Origin of the sequence: Streptomyces sp. CA-106110, assembly GCF_050936285.1 — a bacterium.
GTDB lineage: Bacteria > Actinomycetota > Actinomycetes > Streptomycetales > Streptomycetaceae > Streptomyces.
Window position 1 is genome coordinate 41,926 of sequence record NZ_JBNJNB010000002.1, and the last position, 18,629, is coordinate 60,554.

Consider the following 18,629-nt stretch of genomic DNA (forward strand, 5'->3'; position numbering starts at 1 on the left):
CGGTCATCGCGGACCCGGCCAGAAGTCGCGGTGCACGGACGAAGCCGCCTCGCCCATGTCGTGGTGGACGATCTCCGGGCCGTCGGGCACGTCTCGCAGAGCCTCGGCCAGACCGGTCGGCACGGTCCGCACCGGCGAGTCGGCGCCGGCGATCACGCCGAGCTCGCTTGCCGGCAGCGCGTAGACGACCCTCCCGATCCCGGAGAGGTAGATCGCGCCGGCACACATCAGGCACGGCTCCGCGCTGGTGTACATGGTGTAGCCGGACAGGTCCGCTCCGCGGAGCTTCCGGGTGGCCGCACGGACCAGGTTGGTCTCCGAGTGGCCGGTCACGTCCCCGGACACGACCGCGTCGTTCAGGCCGGACTCGACGATGAGCCCCTCCGGGTCGACGAGGACCGCACCGAAGGGACGGTTGCCCGCTTCCCGCGCCGCCCAGGCCAGTTCGATGGCGCGGGTGAGGTACTGCCCGTGGCGCACACTGTCAGTCATCAATTCTCCTTTCGTAGGTCGACGACAACCTTGGTTGCCGGACTGAGGCCGACGCGGTTCCAGGCGGATCCGACATCGGCGAGTGAGAACGTCTTGGAGGGCACCACGACGCGGCCGGCGCGAGCCAGGGCGAACACCTGCTGGCAGTAGTCGCCGAAAACCTGTGGGGCGATCGAGGCGTTCGTATGACCGCGCAGGTCCAGCGTGCGGCCGCGCAGCAGCTCGCTGGAGAAGGTGGCCTCGGCACCGGCGCTCGATCCGAGGTTGACCATGCGTCCGCCCTGCGCCAGCGCACCGGCGGCGGCCTCGGCCGGCAGGCCCCAGACCGTGTCGATCACCAGGTCGACCGGGCCGTCGGTCGCGTCCAGGATCGCCTCGCGGAGCAGGTTCCTGCGGTCGGCATCGTCGGCCGCCTCGCGCCAGAGCTCGTCGGTGGCTACGTAGGAGCACCGCGGGTCGTCCCATCCGACTGCGCTGCGACCGACTGCGACCACCGCCCCGGCACCGAGCTCGGCGGCGATCTGGGCGCCCGCGCGCCCGACGCTGCCGGTCGCGCCGAGAACGACGACCCTCTCCCCGGCGCGCATCGCTCCCCGGATGCCCAAGGCCAGGGCGGCGGTCGTGCCGACGAACCCGACGGCGGCCGCGACCTCGGGCGCCAGTCCGTCCGGTATGGCGACCAGGTTGTCCACGTGGGCGTGCACCTGTTCGGCCATCGAACCCTGTTCGATCCCCTGGGTCCGGAAGTAGACAAGGTCTCCGCTGTTCCAGCCGTGCGGGGAGGGGGAGACGACGTAGCCGACCCCCTCCCGTCCCGGCACGTACGGCAGTTCCGGATTACCGGCGTACCAGCGCCCCGAAGTGATCAGCCGGTCAACCGGGTTGAAGGACGCCGCGATCACCCGCAGCTCGACCGTGCCCTCTTTGCCGGTGGTCGGTGGCCCCTCGCGGAGCGCCGGAGGCGCCCCAAACTCCGTGATCACCGCGGAGCGCACCGTAGCTGTCATGACTCGTCCCCGGTGGTCGCCGAGCGACGGACCATGCCGAGGATTTTCGCGCGCAGCTCGGCGAACTCGGCCATGGACTTGGTGGTGACCTGGTCGCGCGGGTAGCTCAGCCCAATCGGCACGATCGAAGTCACGCCGGTCGGGCTACCGGAGAGCACGATGACCCGGTCGGAGAGGTAGACGCTCTCCTCGATGTCGTGGGTCACCACCAGGATCGTCACGTCGTAGCGTGCCTTGATCGCATGGGTGAGGTCCTCGAGGTCGGCACGCGTCTGTGCGTCGACCGACGCGAACGGCTCGTCCATGAGCAGCACCGACGGCTCGTAGGCGAGGGCACGGGCAATCGCCACCCGCTGCTGCATGCCGCCGGAGAGCTGCCACGGGTGCAGGTCCTCACAGCCCTCGAGCCCGACGCTAGCCAGCGCATCGTTGGCCCGGCGGCGCCGGTCGGCCTTGGAGAGCTCCTTGATCCGGCGCAGCGGCAGGTCCACGTTGGCGCGGACCGTGGTCCACGGCATCAGCGAGCGGCTGTAGTCCTGGAAGACGACGGCGAGGCGCTCCGGCGGGGAAACCACCTCGGTCGCCCCCAGCATCACCGTTCCTGCTGTCCGCGGCAGCAGGCCGGCCAGACAGCGCAGCAGCGTGGTCTTGCCGGCACCGGAGGGGCCGACGATGCAAACGGTCTCCCCCGGGAAGACGTCGAAGGTGACGTCCGCGAGCACGATGCGCGCGTTCTCGCCGGTGCCGTAGGTCTTCGCGAGTCCGCGGACGGAGAGCGCCGGGTCGGCGGACTGCCGCGTGATGACGGTCGTCTCGGTCATGAGTTTCCTTCCAGGAGAGTTCCGCGGAGGCCGCGATGCCATTTGAGGAGGCGGGCTTCGACGACCCGGAACGCGACGTTCACGGCGTAGCCGACGATCCCGAGCAGCAGCAGCGCGGCCCACATCACGCTCATCTGGTACTGACGCGCCGATTGCAGCTCGATGTAGCCGATCCCCTCGGTCGACGCGATGTACTCGCTCGCGACGATCAGGATCACGCCGAGCGAGACGCTGATCCGGACCCCGGCGAGGATCTGCGGCGAGGCCGCCGGGAGCACGACCCTGAAGAGGCGCTCACGCCGCCGGAGGTGGTAGGAGCGGGCCACGTCCTTGATCAGGGTGTCGACGCCGCGGACGCCGTCGACGGTGTTGAGCAGGATCGGCCAGAAGGCGCCGAACGCGATCACGGCAACCTTCATCGAGGTGCCGATGCCGAACATGAAGAGCGCGACCGGCAGGATCGCGACGCCCGGGATCGCGCGCAGGAACTCCAGCAGCGGCTGGAAGGCCCGGTGGAGCGCCTCGATCAAGCCGCAGAGCAGGCCCAGGGCGATCCCGGCGGCCATGGCGATGGCCAGGCCGAGCGCGAAGTTGCGCAGGCTGGGCAGGATGTCCGACCCGAAGCGCGTTGTCACCACGTCGTACAACTGGTGAACGATGTCGCTCAGCGGCGGGAAGTAGAGCGAGGTGCTGTTGGTGCTGAGCGCCCACCAGAGCAGGAGCAGTACGGCGGGAAGCCACGCCTCCGCGAGCACGCTCCTGGTGCGCCGTCCGATCGTCGTCATCATGCGTTGTCCCCCCGGACCGAGGTGTGCCACCAGAGAATCCGCTTGGTGGCGCTGTTGAGAGCAAGGTTGACGGCTACGCCGAGCAGGCCGATGAAGGCCACGTAGGCGTAGGTCAGTTCGAGTGCACCACCGTTCTGTGCAATGGCCATGTCGAGCCCGACGCCTGGCGCGGAACCGAGGATTTCGCTGGAGACGCCGAGCAGGAGGCCGACGACGATCGCGATGCGCAGGCCGGTGACGATGTAGGGCAGGGTCGAGGGGAAGAGCACGTAGACAGCGCGCCGCCAGCCCGAGACCCGGTACGACCGAGCCGTATCCATGAGGACCTTGTCGGCATCGTGGACGCCGTAGATGGTCTGGATCAGAAGCGGCCAGAAGGCTCCGTAGACGACCAGGATGAGCTTCATCTCCATGGTTGCCCCGAACAGCAGGGTGATCAGGGGAATGACCGCGACCGACGGGATTGTCCGCATGAAGTCGATCAGAAGCCGCGACGAGACATGGAGGAAGGGGAGGCGTCCGAGCAGGAGACCGAGCGGAATCGCCAGCGCGATCGCGATCGCTACGCCGACGACCCAGCTGATCAGGGTCTGGCCAAACGAGTGCCAGAACTGCGACTCACCGAACAGGTCAACCAGGGTGCGCAACGTGCCGGTCATGCTCGGGAAAGCGGACTCGGGCAGGAAACCCTCAGCGCTTCCGAACTGCCAGAGCAGCAAAGCCCCCAGGATGACTGCGATCGCTGTCCAGTGACTGCTGACTCGTTTGGCCAGACCCTTCATGTCAGTTCTCCCCGACTAGCTTGGACACGTTGATGTCGTTCTTGACGAACTTGTACTTCTCCATGAGCTGAGCCCACTTGCCCAGCCGATCCTTGCTGAAAGCGGGGTCGAAGGCGGGCAGCTGCATGCGAGCGGCAACATCCGCCGGCGTCTTGGTGTAGGTACCAAGGATCTTCCGAACAGCGTCCGGATGCGCGGTCGCATATATCGTCGCCTTGTTCAGCGTGTCGACGAACTTCTTGACAACTTCAGTGTGATCACTGGAGTACTTCGCGGTTGTGACCGCGATCTGCTGGGCCGCACCAGGGACCGAGATCGCTCCGGGAGACAGGAGGTACTTCGAGCCCGCAGCTTCTGCGGCGTCGGTGAACGGGGCGACGGAACTGATCGCGTTGACGCGCCCCGATTGGAGGGCGGAGACCATGCTGTCGAAGGGCACTTCGATGAATTTGACCTTGCTGCTGTCGGCACCTGATTGGTCGAGCGCGGCGCGCAGCGACAACTCGCCGCCGCCACCGAGGCCGCCGACGGCGACCGTCTTGCCGTTGAGCTGAGCGGGGTCGGTGATGCCGCTCTTGGCTGAGACGTAGACCTTGCCGGTGTCGGCGGCGGGGTCGTTCGTGGTGATCGTGGTTTCTCCGATGACGCGGAGCGGGATGCCCGCGGAGGCAGCTTGGAGAACGTCTGCTGTGCCGATGAGGCCGACCTGCGCGGTGTTGGCTATCAGCGCCGGAATACGTGCCCCTGTGCTCGGCGCGATCTGGATGTCGACGTCGAGGCCGGCCTTTTCGAACAGCCCCTGTTCCCGGGCGAGATACAGCGGCGCGGTGTCGACGACCGGCGCGACCGTGACGACGACCTTGGTGGAGCCGCCCTCGGCGCTCTTGTCGTCGTTGCCGACCGAACACGCCGACAGCAGGAACACCGCAGCGATCACGGCGACCGCGGCAGCGCCTTTCTTGCGAAGGAAGGCCATCTGCACTCCTAGTGTCGCGCAATTGATTTTCATTTGCTTAGGATTGTTGTCTTTCCGGGTGTCCAGCCGCCGATCAGCTCGGTCAGCGCGGCGGCCGCCGACGAGAGCCGACACAGGCATTCCGACGACGACGCCGCTCCCCTGCGGTGGAGCCCCTGGGCGCCGATCGAGAACGCCACCTGGCCGGTGCCGTCGAAGACCGGGACCGAGACGCCGTGCGGTGGCCGCCCGCTGCTGACGTCGGCGAGTTCTCCGTAGGCACGGCCGTAACTCGCCAGCTCTCGTTCGAGCGCCCGCTCGTTGGCCGGGAGATGGCCGTCAGCGGCGAGCCGCATCACGGCCGCCTCCACCCGGCGCATGTGGTCGTTGTCCGGAGTCTCGACCCAGCCGCGGTCGCGGATGTCGGCCAGCATGCGGGTGTAGCGGTCCCGGCCCGCATCGGTCATCTCCGCGCCCGCGATCCACGCGGCCTGGTCCTCCGCCGAGGCCCAGGCGACGAAGAGCGCGCCCATCGGCGGCCGGATCGGGAGCCTCAGCCCGACGCGGCCGGGCCCGTCGTCACCGCGGCCGGCACCGACCCAGACCAGCTGGATCAACTGCCCGCTGGCCGCCGCCGTCGCGTGGGTCTCAACGAGGCAGTCCCGCGCCACCTGCTCCAGGTGGGGCCGGGTCAGGTCGGCGAACCGGAGGTGCCCCTGCAGGTCGTCGTCCAGGCCGAGCACCAGCGACCGCGGCGAGAACCGTCCGTAGCCGCCCTGGAAGAACATCAGCGGCGTCACCGGACGCTCGACGCCGAGATCCCGTACGGCGCCGAGGACGAGCCAGTGGTCACCGGCGTCGATTACGGTCGAGATCTCGCAGTCGATCCAGGCGACCGCGTCCTCCAGGAGTGGCGACCCCAGTGGCGAGGTCCGCCACGACGCCGCCGCGAACTTGTCCGCCCCGCGGGTCGCGAAGCTCCGGCACACCTCCTGCTGGTCCGCGGCCAGCACGCTGACGCAGAACCGACCCGTCTCGTGGATCAGCGGGAAGCTCCGCGAGTCCTTCGCCGGCAGGAACGCCACCAGCGGCGGGTCCATCGAGACCGAGGTGAAGGACCCGACGGTCATCCCTACCCTGCCGGCCGCCTCGTGCTCGGCGGTGACGATGCTCACGCCGGTGGGGTAGTGCCCCAGGACCTCGCGGAAACGACCCGACTCGATCGTGGCTCCGGTTCGCCCGGCGTTGCTCAGTTCGGAGGTCATGAGTCCCCGGTTCAGATCATGCGCCGTGTCTCGGGCGTCTGCAGCCCGAGGACGAACTCGCCGTGCATCTCGAAGCCGACCTCGCCCAGGACGCCGTGCGCGAGCACGGTGTTGATGTCCCGCAGCAGGCGGCCCAGGACGTGACCCTCGCGGATCGCCTCGGCGCCAGCGAAGCGGTAGCAGCGCACGATGGCGTCGTTCGCGGTCCTGCCCGCCAGCGAGGACGCAGTCTGCATCGTGTCGTGGAGTTCGAGGTCCATCGGCTCCCCAGCGACCAGCCGCTCGTGCACCTTCTGGTTGGTCTCGATTGCCAAGGCGCGCGCGGCCCGGACCCGGGCGTCAAGCTCGCCGAACTCCCTCTGGAACCAGGACTCCTCCGAGAGCGCGTTGCTGGTGCCGATGTTGATCCGGCTGCCCCGGCGCTTGGTCGGCGCCATGTCCCGGATCTCGTCGAGGGCGCGGCGGGCGGCGCCCAGGACCATGCCGGAGTGCATCTGGAGCACGTACGGGACCATCCCGAGCCGGGCCAGCCGGGTGTCGGTACGCCGGGCCCCGCTCATCGGGTTGAAGATCAGGTCGTCGGGGACGAAGCAGTCGTCGAGGGTGAAGGCAGTGCTCCCGGTGGCCCTCATCCCGAGCACCTGCCAGGCGTCGAGGATCGTCACCTCCGAGGTCGGGATGAGCGCCGAACGCCGCTGCGTCTCACCGTCGACCTCAACGAGGAAGGCCGCCGAAACCCAGTCGGCGTGGTGAATGCCGCTGACGAAGTCCCACTGACCGGAGAGGCGGTAGCCGCCGTCGACGCGCTCCGCGTTGCCCGGCTTGAGCGAACCGGCCTTGAGCGGCAGCCGCCCACCGAAGAGCTTCTCGGCCATGTCGGCGTGGAGCTGGGTGGCGAGCTGGCCAGCACCCTCCAGGAGGATCGTCGACGTCCAGGCGGTGCTGGGGTCGATCCGGCCGAGCGCCTCGACGATAAGGAACGCGGTGACCGGGTCGACCTCGTTGCCGCCCAGGTCATCGGGGGTCATGATCCCGAGCACGCCGGAGTTGCGGAGCGCCTCAACGGCCGCGTCGGTGAGGTAGCCTCGCTCCTGAGCTTCCAAGACGCTGGCCTCGAGCACGGGCGCGATCCGTGCCACCTCGGCAAGGCCGTGGGCGCGGCGGGCTTCGAGGTTCGACGGCCAGGCGGTGCGACGGTTCGGTGGGTCGGCAGTCATGGATGCCTCATCGTCTCGGTTCGGTTGGACGCCGTCATGTTCACGGGCGCAGCGACGACGCACATCACAGGTTTTCCTCATTTCCGATCCGGACCGCTCCGGCCGTTGACCAGCCGTGACACAGTGGCCGGGCAGGCACAGGAGGATAAATGGGCGCCGGACCCGGAACGTTGAATTGGCCCCTGCGCGGACGCACCACCGAACTCGATCGGGCCGGCTCCGCGCTCCAGTCGCCCGAGACCACGGTCGTCTCCCTGACCGGCCTCGCGGGCATCGGCAAGTCGGCCGTGGCGCGCGCGCTGCTGTGGCAGGCAGCCGAAAGCGGGCGCCCGATCTGGATCCCGGTCGACGACTACGCGACCGACGACGAGGCGATCCAGGCCGCCGCGGCGCGGCTGCGTGCCCACCACGGATCGGGGCCGGCACATGTCGGCGTGGACGGCGTGCCAGGCAGGCGCGTCGACCGGGTCGTTGCCGCCATCGCCGTGCAGTTCCCCAGTGCCAGAATCGTCGCCACCAGTGAACGGCCGCTCGGCCTGCCCGGCGAGATCGCGATCCCGGTGGTCCCGCTCTCGCGCGCGGCGAGCATCGAACTCCTCCACGACCGGGCCCGAGTGCACGCCGACCTCGGCGTCTTCGAGACCGCCGACGACCTGGCCTGCGATTCGATCGCCGCCAGACTCGCCGGCCACCCGCTGGCGCTCCACCTCGCCGGGCTGCAGTCCAGGACGCTTTCCCTTCCCGGGGTGGCCGCAGAACTCGACCTGAGCTCGGACATCCTGCGCGACCCCGACCCGGGCACCGCGACACGGCACCAGTCACTCGCCGCCTGCATCCGGACGGCGACCGACGGGCTGGACGAGTTCCAGAGCGAGGTCCTCGCCCTCGCCATCGCACTCGACGGCGGGCTCGACACCGCCACCGTCCGGCGCATCCCCGGCGGGGACGACAGGCCCCGCGCGGTCGACGCGGTGACCGCCCTGGTCGGCCGTGGCCTGGTCGCCACCGCGGTCGGCAACCAGGGGCGGGCCCGGATCCGGGCGCACCCGCTGCTGCGCCAGATGACCGACCCGCCGCGGCCGGAGCCGGCGACGATGCGGGCCTTCGAGCAGGACCTCGCCGAGGGCGCGCTGGCGATGAACGCGAAGCGCGGCGCCGAGTGGTCGGTCGCCGCGGCCTGGTTCGACGACGAGCACGCGAACCTGCTCGGCCTCTTCCGCAACTGGGCGTCGGCCCCGGAGGCGCCGGACCCATGGCCGTACGTCGACGCGCTGTTCCGCTACTGGGTGCACCGCGGACTGATGGCGACCGGGGTCGACCTGGTGCGCGAACTCGGGCGGCCGGAGAATGACCGGCCCGAGGACCTCGCGGTCTACCTGCAGACGCTGGGCGGCCTGCAGGCGCATCTGGTCTCGTACACGGCGGTCTACGACGACCTTTCCCGTTCGGTCGAGCTCTGGCGCATCACCGGAGACCGGCAGCGCCTAGCCACCGCACTGGTCCGGTACTCAGCCTCGGCACAGGAGGTCGACGGCTTCGCCAAGGCCCGCGCGGCTCTGGAGGAGGCGATGGCGATCTACGACGAGCTCGGCGACCCGTGGAGCCGGGCCCGGACCCAGGCACTGCTTGGCGCGGCCGCAGCCGGCGTCCCGGGACAGACCGACTTCGCCCGCGACTGCCTGGAGAGCGCGTCCACGACCCTCCGCGGGCTCGGTGATACCGGCGCCGCGAGCCTCCCGCTGCAGCAGCTCGGACGGATCCTCCTTGACGAGGGAGACTACGAGCAGGCCGAGACCCTGCTCGACCACGGCTATGACGAGGCGGTCCGGGTCGGCGACCTGGTGCAGACCTCGGCGTACCTGAACCTGCTCGCGTGGGGTGACGAGTCGAACGGGTACCCGGCGCGCGCCGCGAGCCGCTACCTGGAGAGTCTGAAGATCGCGGTGCGGCTTGGCCTCCGCGCGCGTGCGGTCTGGTGCCTGGACGGGCTGGCGGACGCCGTCGAGAGCCTCAACCCGGGTCTGGCGGAACTGGCCGCGACCGAGGCCGCCGCGCTGCGCGACGAGCTCGGGCTGGTGAACTGGATCGAGTTCTGCTGCCCCAAGCGGCATCCGTCCACGGTCCGGCCGCTCGCGCCGCAGAGCACGCGCATCGCCAGGCTGGGCGGCCAGATCTGGCCGCCCAGCCTGGTCGTCAACCAAACCCAGCGTCTGCTCGTCAACCTCGCCGACTCCGGCGCCCGGGCTATGGTCCAGCAGGCGAACGCCGACGAGAAGGGGCGCCCGGATGGGCTGACCCCGCGCGAGATGGAGATCCTCGGCCTGATCGCCCAGGGCAACACCAGCCGCGACATCGCCAACCGCCTGGTGATCAGCATCGACACCGTCGGCCGGCACATCACGAACATGTACCGGAAGATCGGCGCCCGCGGGCGGGCCGACGCCACGTCCTACGCACTGCGCCACGGCATCGGTACAACGAGCTGACCCAGCCGCTGGACCGGTCGCTGGGCCGCCCCTCAGCTGGCGCGCTGGAAGACCTGACGGGAGGTCCGCTTCGCGATCCGCCAGCCGTCGCCGGTACGGGTGTACTCGTCGGAGTACTCCCCGACGGCGAAGATCTCCGTCGACTGCGGCGCATCCTCGTCCTTCATGAAGAGGATGTACTGCACCGCGCCGCTGATGTGGTCGTCGTCCGCGGCAACGAGCCGGTGGTTGCAGACCATCGTGCGGGAGAGCTTCGGCTGCGCGGTCCGGGCGGCAGCGAACGCCGCGAGCCCCTCGTGTCCGACGTGCTCCTTCGGCCCGGCCGCGAACGAGCCGTCCGGGGTGAAAAGGTCGGCGAAGCCCTCCGGTTCAGCGTGGTCGAGCTTCCAGTTGAACTCCTCGACCAGCGTGCGGAGCTCAAGTCGGGTCGCCGGCTGGATCTCAGTACTCACTCAGGTCACCTCTCTGTACTCGGTATCGCCAGGCCACCTGCCTGACGCCTCAGACCTCAGAAAGGCTTCTGGACGGCACGGTCATCGTTCTTCACTGGAACTCGCCATTTGTTCCCGGATCGGCGGGGCCGCGGACCGCATCACGTCCTCGACGTACCACTCCCCGGGTGATCGCGCCGATCAACGCGAACTTCACCGCGGCGGTCAACCCGAGGAAAGCGATGGAAGGCTCAGCAGCGCGACGCCGACGCTGGAGACCCCCGGCCGAAGGTTGACGGCGACCGCCAGCAGCACCAGCAGGTTCAGGACCGCGCCGTACCCGGTGATTCTCCTCACCGGAGTGCCGCGGAGGTCCGCTGCCGGACGTGGTCGAACGTCACGCCGGGCGCTAGTTCGCGGATCTCGGCGTGGTCGGAAGCGATGTCGAAGACGCCGAGCTCGGTGATCACGGTGTCCACGACCCCGACCCCGGTCAGCGGCAGCGTGCAGGCGTCGACCAGCTTGGGGCGTCCGCTCCTGTCCGTGTGCTCCATGAGGACGATCACCCGGCGGACGCCGTTGACGAGGTCCATCGCCCCGCCCATGCCCTTGACGAGCGCACCGGGGACCATCCAGTTCGCCAGGTCGCCGTTCTGGGCGACCTGCATCCCTCCGAGGACGGCGGTGTCGATGCGCCCACCCCGGATCATCGCGAAGGAGACGGCGGAGTCGAAGTAGCTCGCGCCCGGCAGCGCGGTGACCGTCTCCTTTCCGGCGTTGATCAGCTCCGGATCGAGGTCCACCGGCAACGGGTATGGCCCGACGCCGAGCATTCCGTTCTCCGAGTGCAGGACCACGTTGGCGCCATCGGGCAGGTGGTTCGGGATCAGCGTCGGCAGCCCGATGCCGAGGTTGACGGCCTCGCCGGGGGCGATCTCGAGGGCGCCGCGCCGGGCGATCTCCTGGCGGGTCCAGGGCATCTCAGGCTCCCTTCCGAGCGGGATCGGTGACCGTGGCCTTCTCGGCGATCGGCGGTTCGCCAGCGGCGGGGAGGACGTGATCGACGTACACGCCGGGGAGGTGGACGTCGTCGGGATCAAGGCGCCCGGACTCGAGGATCTCGTCGGCCTCGACGAGGGTCACCACGCCGGCGGTGGCGAAGACCGGATTGAAGTTCCGCGCAGTGACCCGGAAGCGGAGGTTCCCGAACCGGTCCGCCTGCGCGGCGTGGACGAGCGCGAAGTCGGGGACGATCGACCGCTCCAGCAGGTAGGTGATGCCGTCGAACTCGGCGGTTGGCTTGGGCTCCTGCGTGGCCACGACCTGACCGTGCGCGTCGTGCCGGGTCGGGACCCCTCCGTGCTCGACCAGGGTCCCGGCCCCGGTGCGCGTGTAGAACGCGGGGATACCCGCCCCTCCGCAGCGGAGCTTCTCGGCCAGTGTCCCCTGCGGCACGAGCTCGATCTCCACGTCGCCGTTGAGGAACATCCGGGCGAGCGCCTTGTTCTCGCCGAGGTAGGTCATCGTCACCTTCGCGATCCGGCCAGCCTCGAGCAGGCGCCCCAGTCCCCACCCGTCGAGCCCGCAGTTGTTGCAGATGACGTGCAGGTCGTCGGCACCGGACTCGAGGAGGGCGTCGACGAGCCCGCCCGGCACGCCGGAACGCCCAAACCCGCCCACGGCGACCGAGCTCCCGCTCGTGATCCGGCCGATCGCCTCACCGATCGAGGTCTGGGTCTTGTCAATCAAGTGGTTCCCTCCACGTCAGGTCTCCGCGAAGGGTCGCGTCCGGCGTACAGATCCGGCATCACAGGAAGCCGGGAAATCCGGACGGCGTCACTGCGCTGGAACGGGCATCACGACCTCCGGCTTCGCATACCAGACGCCACAGGAACAGCTGGTGGCGCTTGGGATCAGACAGGAGCAACCCAACTGAAACACACCGGCGCGTACACGCCGCCGAATCAACCGTCCTTGATTGAAGGGGCGTTGCTTGTGCAACGAGTCAACTGGTACACGGGATGGGTGCTCTGGTCGCCCCCGCGGCGTCAATGGCTCGGCGATGCGCCGCGCCCGCAACGGGGTCCTGCGCATCGCCGGTTAGAGCATGTGTGGCGACGCCCCCAAGGGCTGGTCACCGGCACAATGGGGGGTGGCTCGCGGCGGCGGCACCGTCTTTGTCACGGCGGTATTCCTGCCTGCGGTGGGATGCCGGTGGATCACGATGTTTGCTCTCGGCCTTGCAGACGGGGCTCGGTGGGTAGCCTCGCATGACGTGGTCTGAGGCGGGTGGGGGCGTACGTGAGGGACAGTCGCTGGCCGGGGTTAGTGGCTTCGGCGGTGGTAACCGCGCTGGTTGGCGCCCTGACGTCAATGGCGGAGAACGCCGCGACGGGGCAGGACCGGTGGCCGGGGCCGTTGGACGTGATCCGGCAGCACGCCTGGTATGTGCTCGGAGCTGGCCTCGTTGCAGCTTTCGTGCTGGCCATGTGGGGCTTGCGCACTCAGGGTGGGGTAACCGCTGAGGGCGCCGGCGACCCGCGGCCGCCTGCCCCGCCGCAGATTCCGCAGTGGGTGGTCGACCGAGCGCAGGCCGCCCGGGTGGCTGCGGCCCTGTGCCGCCGTTGGGGGCGGCGGTCGGTCGGCATTACGGCGACGGCTGGCCTCCACGGTGCTGGGGGCTTTGGGGGGTCTTCGAACTTGATGGGGGTGCGGCGGTGACGGGCGGGCTGGCCGGTCACTCTGTGTGAGGTGGTTGGGGTGCGGGTGGCCCAGATGCAAGGAGCCCGCGGGCCTTCGTGATCATGGTTGTTGTCTAGGCAACCGATCATGAAACCCCACGGGCTTGAACATCGACGATACCGGGATCAACGAGGCGGCAACGCGACTTCTGGGGCTGGAGGGGGTGAGTGTGACGCAGGTCAAGGACGATGGGGCGGGCGGTTCGACGGTGTACGTGGTCACGAACGAGGACTCCGCCCGGGCCTGCCCCGCCTGCGGGGTCTTCGCCACCCGGCTGAAGGACTACCGCACCACCCGGCCCAGACACCTGCCCAGCGGTGGGCGCCCGGTGAGCATCCGATGGCGCAAGGCACGCTGGCACTGCACCGACCCCGCGTGCCCACGCGGCTCGTTCACCGAGGCGATACGCGCGGTGCCCGCGGGGATGCGCACCACCACCGCCCTGCGCCAGGCGGCGGGGGCCGCGGTCTGCGACGGCGGCCGCACCGTCGTGCAGGCCGGCCGCGACCTGCACCTGAGCTGGCCGATCGTGCAGCAATGCTTCGAGGACTACGCCGCCCAGGTCCTGCCCGAGACCCCGCCCGCGACCTCGGCGATAGGGATCGACGAGACCCGGCGGGGCAAGCCGGTGTGGAAGCAGAACCCGGCCACGGAGAAGTGGGAACTCGTCGCGGACGCCTGGCACATCGGTTTCGTCGACGCGATCGGCGGACAAGGGCTGTTCGGCCAGGTCGAGGGCCGTAACGCGGCCTCGGTCGCCGACTGGCTCACCGCCCAGCCCGCCTCCTGGCGCGAGCAGGTCCGCTACGTCGCCATCGACCTGTGCTCCACCTTCCGTGCCGCCGTCCAGCGTGCCCTGCCGCATGCGGCCGTGGTCGTCGACTGCTTCCACATCGTCCAACTCGCCCAGCGCCACCTCGCCGACCTGCGCCGCCGCCTCACCTGGAAGCAGCACGGCCGCCGAGCCCGCAAAGGCGACAGCATCTACACCGTCCGCAAACTCCTGCGCCGAAACAAAGAAGACCTCACCGAGGACCAACACACCCTCTTTAAGGTCGAGTTGGACCACATGGGCACCTACGGCCGACAGATCTACACCGCCTGGCAGGCCAAAGAACTCCTGCGCGACCTCCTGCACCTCGCCGTCAGCCGCGCCCACACCACCCCCGACCACTCCGCGATCTCCGCCGCCCGCCACCGCTTCCTCGCCCACGTCGCCGACCACGCCCACCTGCCCGAACTCGTCACCCTCGCCGAGACCATCGAGCAGTGGTGGGACGGCATCGAGACCTACCTGACCACTGGAATCACCAACGCCGCCTCCGAAGGCAACAACCGCCTCATCAAACTCGAAGCGCGTAACGCCTTCGGCTTCCGGAACCGAGCCAACCAACGACTCCGGTCACGCTGTGCAACCACACGCCGGAGCCGCCGGGAGGCGCACCCCCACTAAATTCGAAGACCCGCTTTGGGAAGACCACGCTGGCAGAGATGGTGTGGGCCAACCGCAAAGTGCAGCGTCGATTCAAGGGCCGCATTTACCGGATCACGCTTGGTTTAGACGTGCGTAGCCGTGCGGCGATCGCCGCCAAAGTGGGCGAGGCCACTCGGTTCATCGCCGGCGATACCCACGTCTTCGACGACCTCGATTTGGCCAGTGCTCATCTAGGCCGGCTCCTGGATGCCCGCCCGGAAATGTTGTTGATCCTGGACGACGTGTGGACACCCGACCAACTAGCCCCGTTCTTGGTCGGCGGTGCCCGCTGCCGAAGACTCATCACCACCCGGCTGCCAGAGCTACTGCCCGCCGGCGCCCACCAGGTTAGAGTCGATGAGATGTCGGTCGCCCAGGCCCGGCAGGTACTCACCTTCGACATCTCCGGCGCGCTACCGGAGGAGATCGAGCGCGGTCTCCTCAAAGCCACCGGCCGCTGGCCGCTGCTGCTGCGTCTGGCCAACCGCCTTATCCACCGCCAGGTATCGACCGGGGTCAGCCCGACCGAAGCCGGAGCCGCCGTGCTGGAACAGCTTCGCCGCCGAGGGCCAGCCGGCCTGGATCCGGCCGCGTCAGTAGACCTAAACGATCCGCGGGTGCGGCAGACCGCAGTGAGGGCCACGGTTGAGGCCGGCACAACCCTGCTGCCCCCTGGCGGCTACGACCGTTTCACCGAACTCGGTGTCTTTACCGAGGACGAGACCATCCCGGTCGCCCTCGTCATCGCCCTGTGGGGTACCACCGCCGGATTGAGTGTGGTGCAGACGAGGGAATTGTGCGCCGTGCTCAGCGGTCTGTCCCTCATCGACCTGGACCCCGCTGGCGGCGGGCGCGTGCATCTCCACGATGTCATCCGAGACTTTCTGCGCTCCGGGTTGGGCGACCAACGCCTGCAAGGCCTGCACTGTGCGCTGGTGGACGCCGCTGGCGCCGACGTGTCCCCCGCCCAGCCGCAGCCAGGCGGCGGTACCGGGCCGGCGCGTGCGTGGTGGACGATGCCTGACGGATACCTCGCCGACAACCTCGTCACCCACCTCCTTGCCGCTGACCGTACGCCCGAAGCCGAAGCGCTGGCCCTCGACTTGCGCTGGATCGCCTGGCGCCTGGACCGGCGCGCAGCGACCGCGCCCATCGCTGACCTCGCCCAGATCCCGACTCCGGCCGCTCAGCAGGCGGCTCGCGACCTCGCCCGCACTGCGCACTTGCTGACTCCCACCACGCCCGCCCACGCTCAGGCCGCTGTGCTCCGCAGTCGCCTGAGTGGCTACCGCGCCTGGCACGCTCAGGCCACCGTGTGGCGTTCCCTCCACCCCGCGCTGTACAACCGATGGCCCCTGCCCGACCTGCCCGACCCGGCGCAACGACGCACTCTCACGGTTGCGGCGGTCACGGTGGCGATCTCCCCCGACGGAACCTGGCTCGCCACTACCAGCAAAGACGGGACGGTACGGATGTGGGACACGGCTACCGGCCGCATGACTCGCACCTTGACCGGCCATACCGGCCCAGTGCGTGCAGTGGCGATCTCCCCCGACGGAACCTGGCTCGCCGCCACCGGTCACGACGGGACGGTACAGATGTGGGACACGGCTACCGGCCGCATGACCCGCACCTTGACCGGCCATACCGGCCCGGTGAATGCAGTGGCCATTTCCCCGGACGGCGCGTGGCTGGCCACTGCCGGCGACGACGAGACGGCACGGCTCTGGGACTTGGTTGCCGACCGCGCCACCCGAACTCTCACCGGCCATACCGGTCCAGTGAATGCGGTGACGATCTCCCCCGACGGAACCTGGCTCGCCACCGCAGGCAGAGACGAGACGGTACGAGTCTGGGAGGCCGGTTGGAATACTAACCCCCAGCGTAGTGTCTCTAGGGGCGGTATCGGCGCGGTGGCGATATCCCCCGATGCCGCGTGGCTTACCACTGCCGGCGACGACGGGACGGTGCGGATCTGGGATACGGCCACCAGCCGCATCACCCGCACCTTGACCGGCCATACCGGCCCGGTGCATGCAGTGGCGATCTCCCCCGACGGAACCTGGCTCGCCACCGCAGGCCGGGATGAGACGGTGCGCATCTGGGATACAGCTACCGGCCGCGCCACCCGAACTCTCACCGGCCATACCGGTCCAGTGAATGCGGTGACGATCTCCCCCGACGGAACCTGGCTCGCCACCGCAGGCGCGGACTGGGTAGTGGGAATCTGGGACGTAGCCACCGGCCGCGACACACCAATTCTCAACGGCCACCCTGGCGGGGCGTACGCGGTGGCGGCTTCCCCCGATGCCGCGTGGCTTGCCACCACCGGTCACGACGGGACGGTGCGGATCTGGGATGCGGCTACCGGCCGGGCCATCCGAACTCTCACCGGCCATACCGGCCGGGTGAATGCAGTGGCAATCTCCCCCGACGGAACCTGGCTCGCGACCGCAGGCCGGGATGAGACGGTGCGCATCTGGGATACAGCTACCGGCCGCGCCACCCGAACTCTCACCGGCCGGGTGAATGCAGTGGCAATCTCCCCCGACGGAACCTGGCTCGCGACCATCAGCGGGGACTCGACGGTACGAATATGGGAGTCCGGCACGGAGAATCTGATGGCGATGATGCGGGCCGACAGTGCGTTGCGCGCGTGCAACTGGCTGCCTGACGGGCGAGGACTGGCGGTGGCCGGTGACCAAGGCCTCTACGTGTACGACTTCCTGCCGGACTCCTCATGATTGAACGCCCGCCGGGGCTGGAGCCCACTGACGTGGACGGGCGGGGGACGCGGCCGGTGCCGCAGCCGCGTCGGCTGACCTCCTGGAGCACTACGTGCGGGTGCTGGGCCCGACCATCCCGACACCCTGGCCGCTCACAGCGACCTCGCCCACTGGCGTGGACGGGCGGGGGATGCCGCCGGTGCCGCGCACCCGCGGTGGCGTGACTGCGTGTTCTGCGGCGTCCAGGTGCTCCGCAGAACACGCAGACGGTCACGAATTGCTCTTCGACTGCGGCAACAAGGACTCACATCTCTGCGCACGCCGGGACCGATATGCCGCTGATCCCCCAGCTAGGGGACGTTCGGTACAGCGGTGTCGGTGGTAGGGATCGCGTGATGCGAGGGAAGACGCTCAGTCAGCCGACGGCGTCCGCGAGTTGGAAGCCGCGGCTTCCTCGGTGGCGGCCAGGGAGGCGAGCAGACGGAGTCCCTCTTCTGAGGGGGAACCGGGTTCGGCGCTGTAGATGGTCATGTTGAGTCCGAGTTCGGCTGCCAGGTCCAGGGATTCGTAGGCGAGGGTGAGGTCGCCGACGGCTGGGTGGCGGAAGCGCTTGGTTCCGGTGCCGTGGCGGCGGACGTTGTGGGCGCCCCAGCGGATGCGGAAGTCATGACTGCGGGTGGACAGCTCTCCGACGAGGTCGTGCAGGCCCTTGTCGTGAGGGTCGCGGCCGGCTTCGCGGCGCAGGATGGCCACCGCCATGTCGGCGAACAGGTCCCAGTCGGGGTAGAACCGGCGGGAGGCCGGGTCGAGGAACTGGAAGCGGGCCAGGTTCCGCTGGTTGTCGGCGTTGGCGAAGAGGTCAGTGTAGAAGGCGCGGGCGAGCGGGTTGGCGGCCAGGATGTCTATACGGCCGTTGCACACGACCGCGGGCCCCGCTGTGATCGCGTCGAGGGTCCATTGCAGGCTGCGGTGCGGGGTCCACTGACGGGTAGTGGTGCGGCGGCGGGCGCGGGTGAGGAGATCGGAGCCGTCGGCGGCCTGGGCAAGGTGCAGCAGGTGGGCGCGTTCGGCGTCGTCCAGTTGCAGGGCGCGGGCCAAGGCCTCGAGGACGGCCGGGGAGGCGCCAGCGAGGTTGCCGCGCTCCAGCTTGGCGTAATACTCGACGCTCATGTCGGCCAGGGCGGCGACCTCACTCCTGCGCAGCCCCGGCACGCGCCGCCTGGAGCCGGCCGGAAGGTCTGCCTGCTCGGGGCTAATTTTCGCGCGCCGCGAGGTGAGGAACTCGCGGACCTCCTCACGGTTGTCCATGTCTTCGACGGTACGGCCTGCGCACCGAAGGAGGGATGTACTGCCAGTACACCTCTCACTGGTGACTCGCTCACCGTGCGGATGATCGGTTCCCTGGAGGAAGAGGCACTCCCCAGGCGGCGCCGCCGCCCGGGG

General features: G+C 69.2%; 16 protein-coding genes. 3 read left to right on the plus strand and 13 right to left on the minus strand.

Annotated features, from left to right (window positions below; translation table 11 throughout):
- Nucleotides 1-3 precede the first annotated feature (3 nt).
- From ACQEXA_RS57840 to ACQEXA_RS57875, 8 genes are read right to left on the minus strand one after another with little or no spacing between them, the layout of a single operon-like run.
- Nucleotides 4-492 (minus strand): nucleoside deaminase, encoded by a 489-nt coding sequence (locus ACQEXA_RS57840; RefSeq protein WP_433134867.1) that lies wholly within the window; start codon nt 490-492, stop codon nt 4-6.
- Complete coding sequence (locus ACQEXA_RS57845) at nt 492-1,499, minus strand: quinone oxidoreductase family protein (RefSeq protein ID WP_432940472.1); 1,008 nt, start codon at nt 1,497-1,499, stop codon at nt 492-494. The genes ACQEXA_RS57840 and ACQEXA_RS57845 overlap by 1 nt, the downstream gene beginning before the upstream one ends.
- Nucleotides 1,496-2,320 (minus strand): ABC transporter ATP-binding protein, encoded by an 825-nt coding sequence (locus ACQEXA_RS57850; RefSeq protein WP_432940475.1) that lies wholly within the window; start codon nt 2,318-2,320, stop codon nt 1,496-1,498. The genes ACQEXA_RS57845 and ACQEXA_RS57850 overlap by 4 nt, the downstream gene beginning before the upstream one ends.
- Nucleotides 2,317-3,108: an ABC transporter permease gene (locus ACQEXA_RS57855; RefSeq protein ID WP_432940478.1), complete on the minus strand. Its 792-nt coding sequence runs from the start codon at nt 3,106-3,108 to the stop codon at nt 2,317-2,319. The genes ACQEXA_RS57850 and ACQEXA_RS57855 overlap by 4 nt, the downstream gene beginning before the upstream one ends.
- Complete coding sequence (locus tag ACQEXA_RS57860) at nt 3,105-3,890, minus strand: ABC transporter permease (RefSeq protein ID WP_432940481.1); 786 nt, start codon at nt 3,888-3,890, stop codon at nt 3,105-3,107. Before ACQEXA_RS57860 ends, ACQEXA_RS57855 begins: the two co-directional genes overlap by 4 nt.
- A gap of 1 nt (nt 3,891) precedes the next feature.
- Nucleotides 3,892-4,980 carry an ABC transporter substrate-binding protein gene (locus tag ACQEXA_RS57865; protein ID WP_433134868.1) on the minus strand — a complete coding sequence of 363 codons (1,089 nt, stop codon included), beginning with the start codon at nt 4,978-4,980 and terminating at the stop codon, nt 3,892-3,894.
- Entirely contained in the window at nt 4,896-6,110 is a 1,215-nt protein-coding gene (locus tag ACQEXA_RS57870) for a flavin reductase (RefSeq protein ID WP_432940487.1), read from the minus strand. Before ACQEXA_RS57870 ends, ACQEXA_RS57865 begins: the two co-directional genes overlap by 85 nt.
- An 11-nt stretch (nt 6,111-6,121) precedes the next feature.
- Nucleotides 6,122-7,327: an acyl-CoA dehydrogenase family protein gene (locus ACQEXA_RS57875; RefSeq protein ID WP_432940490.1), complete on the minus strand. Its 1,206-nt coding sequence runs from the start codon at nt 7,325-7,327 to the stop codon at nt 6,122-6,124.
- A gap of 149 nt (nt 7,328-7,476) precedes the next feature.
- Between ACQEXA_RS57875 and ACQEXA_RS57880 the strand changes: the two genes are divergently transcribed.
- Entirely contained in the window at nt 7,477-9,813 is a 2,337-nt protein-coding gene (locus ACQEXA_RS57880; RefSeq protein WP_433134869.1) for a LuxR C-terminal-related transcriptional regulator, read from the plus strand.
- Nucleotides 9,814-9,845: 32 nt separating this feature from the next.
- Here the strand turns inward: ACQEXA_RS57880 and ACQEXA_RS57885 are convergent, their stop codons facing one another.
- From ACQEXA_RS57885 to ACQEXA_RS57900, 4 genes are all read right to left on the minus strand, one after another.
- Complete coding sequence (locus ACQEXA_RS57885; protein WP_433134870.1) at nt 9,846-10,265, minus strand: nuclear transport factor 2 family protein; 420 nt, start codon at nt 10,263-10,265, stop codon at nt 9,846-9,848.
- A 204-nt stretch (nt 10,266-10,469) separates the two neighbouring features.
- Entirely contained in the window at nt 10,470-10,601 is a 132-nt protein-coding gene (locus ACQEXA_RS57890) for a hypothetical protein (protein ID WP_433134871.1), read from the minus strand.
- The gene (locus ACQEXA_RS57895; protein WP_432940497.1) at nt 10,598-11,224 is read right to left on the minus strand and encodes a 3-oxoacid CoA-transferase subunit B; all 627 of its coding nucleotides are present in this window, start codon (nt 11,222-11,224) and stop codon (nt 10,598-10,600) included. The genes ACQEXA_RS57890 and ACQEXA_RS57895 overlap by 4 nt, the downstream gene beginning before the upstream one ends.
- Before the next feature lies 1 nt (nt 11,225).
- Nucleotides 11,226-11,993 carry a CoA transferase subunit A gene (locus ACQEXA_RS57900; protein ID WP_432940499.1) on the minus strand — a complete coding sequence of 256 codons (768 nt, stop codon included), beginning with the start codon at nt 11,991-11,993 and terminating at the stop codon, nt 11,226-11,228.
- A gap of 1,096 nt (nt 11,994-13,089) precedes the next feature.
- Here ACQEXA_RS57900 and ACQEXA_RS57905 point away from each other — a divergent pair.
- Nucleotides 13,090-14,439 carry an ISL3 family transposase gene (locus ACQEXA_RS57905; protein ID WP_432920902.1) on the plus strand — a complete coding sequence of 450 codons (1,350 nt, stop codon included), beginning with the start codon at nt 13,090-13,092 and terminating at the stop codon, nt 14,437-14,439.
- Nucleotides 14,394-17,204: an NB-ARC domain-containing protein gene (locus ACQEXA_RS57910; protein ID WP_433135501.1), complete on the plus strand. Its 2,811-nt coding sequence runs from the start codon at nt 14,394-14,396 to the stop codon at nt 17,202-17,204. The genes ACQEXA_RS57905 and ACQEXA_RS57910 overlap by 46 nt, the downstream gene beginning before the upstream one ends.
- A 393-nt stretch (nt 17,205-17,597) precedes the next feature.
- Here the strand turns inward: ACQEXA_RS57910 and ACQEXA_RS57915 are convergent, their stop codons facing one another.
- Nucleotides 17,598-18,494, minus strand: coding sequence for a helix-turn-helix transcriptional regulator (locus ACQEXA_RS57915; protein ID WP_432940502.1), 897 nt, complete (start codon nt 18,492-18,494; stop codon nt 17,598-17,600).
- Nucleotides 18,495-18,629: the final 135 nt, after the last annotated feature.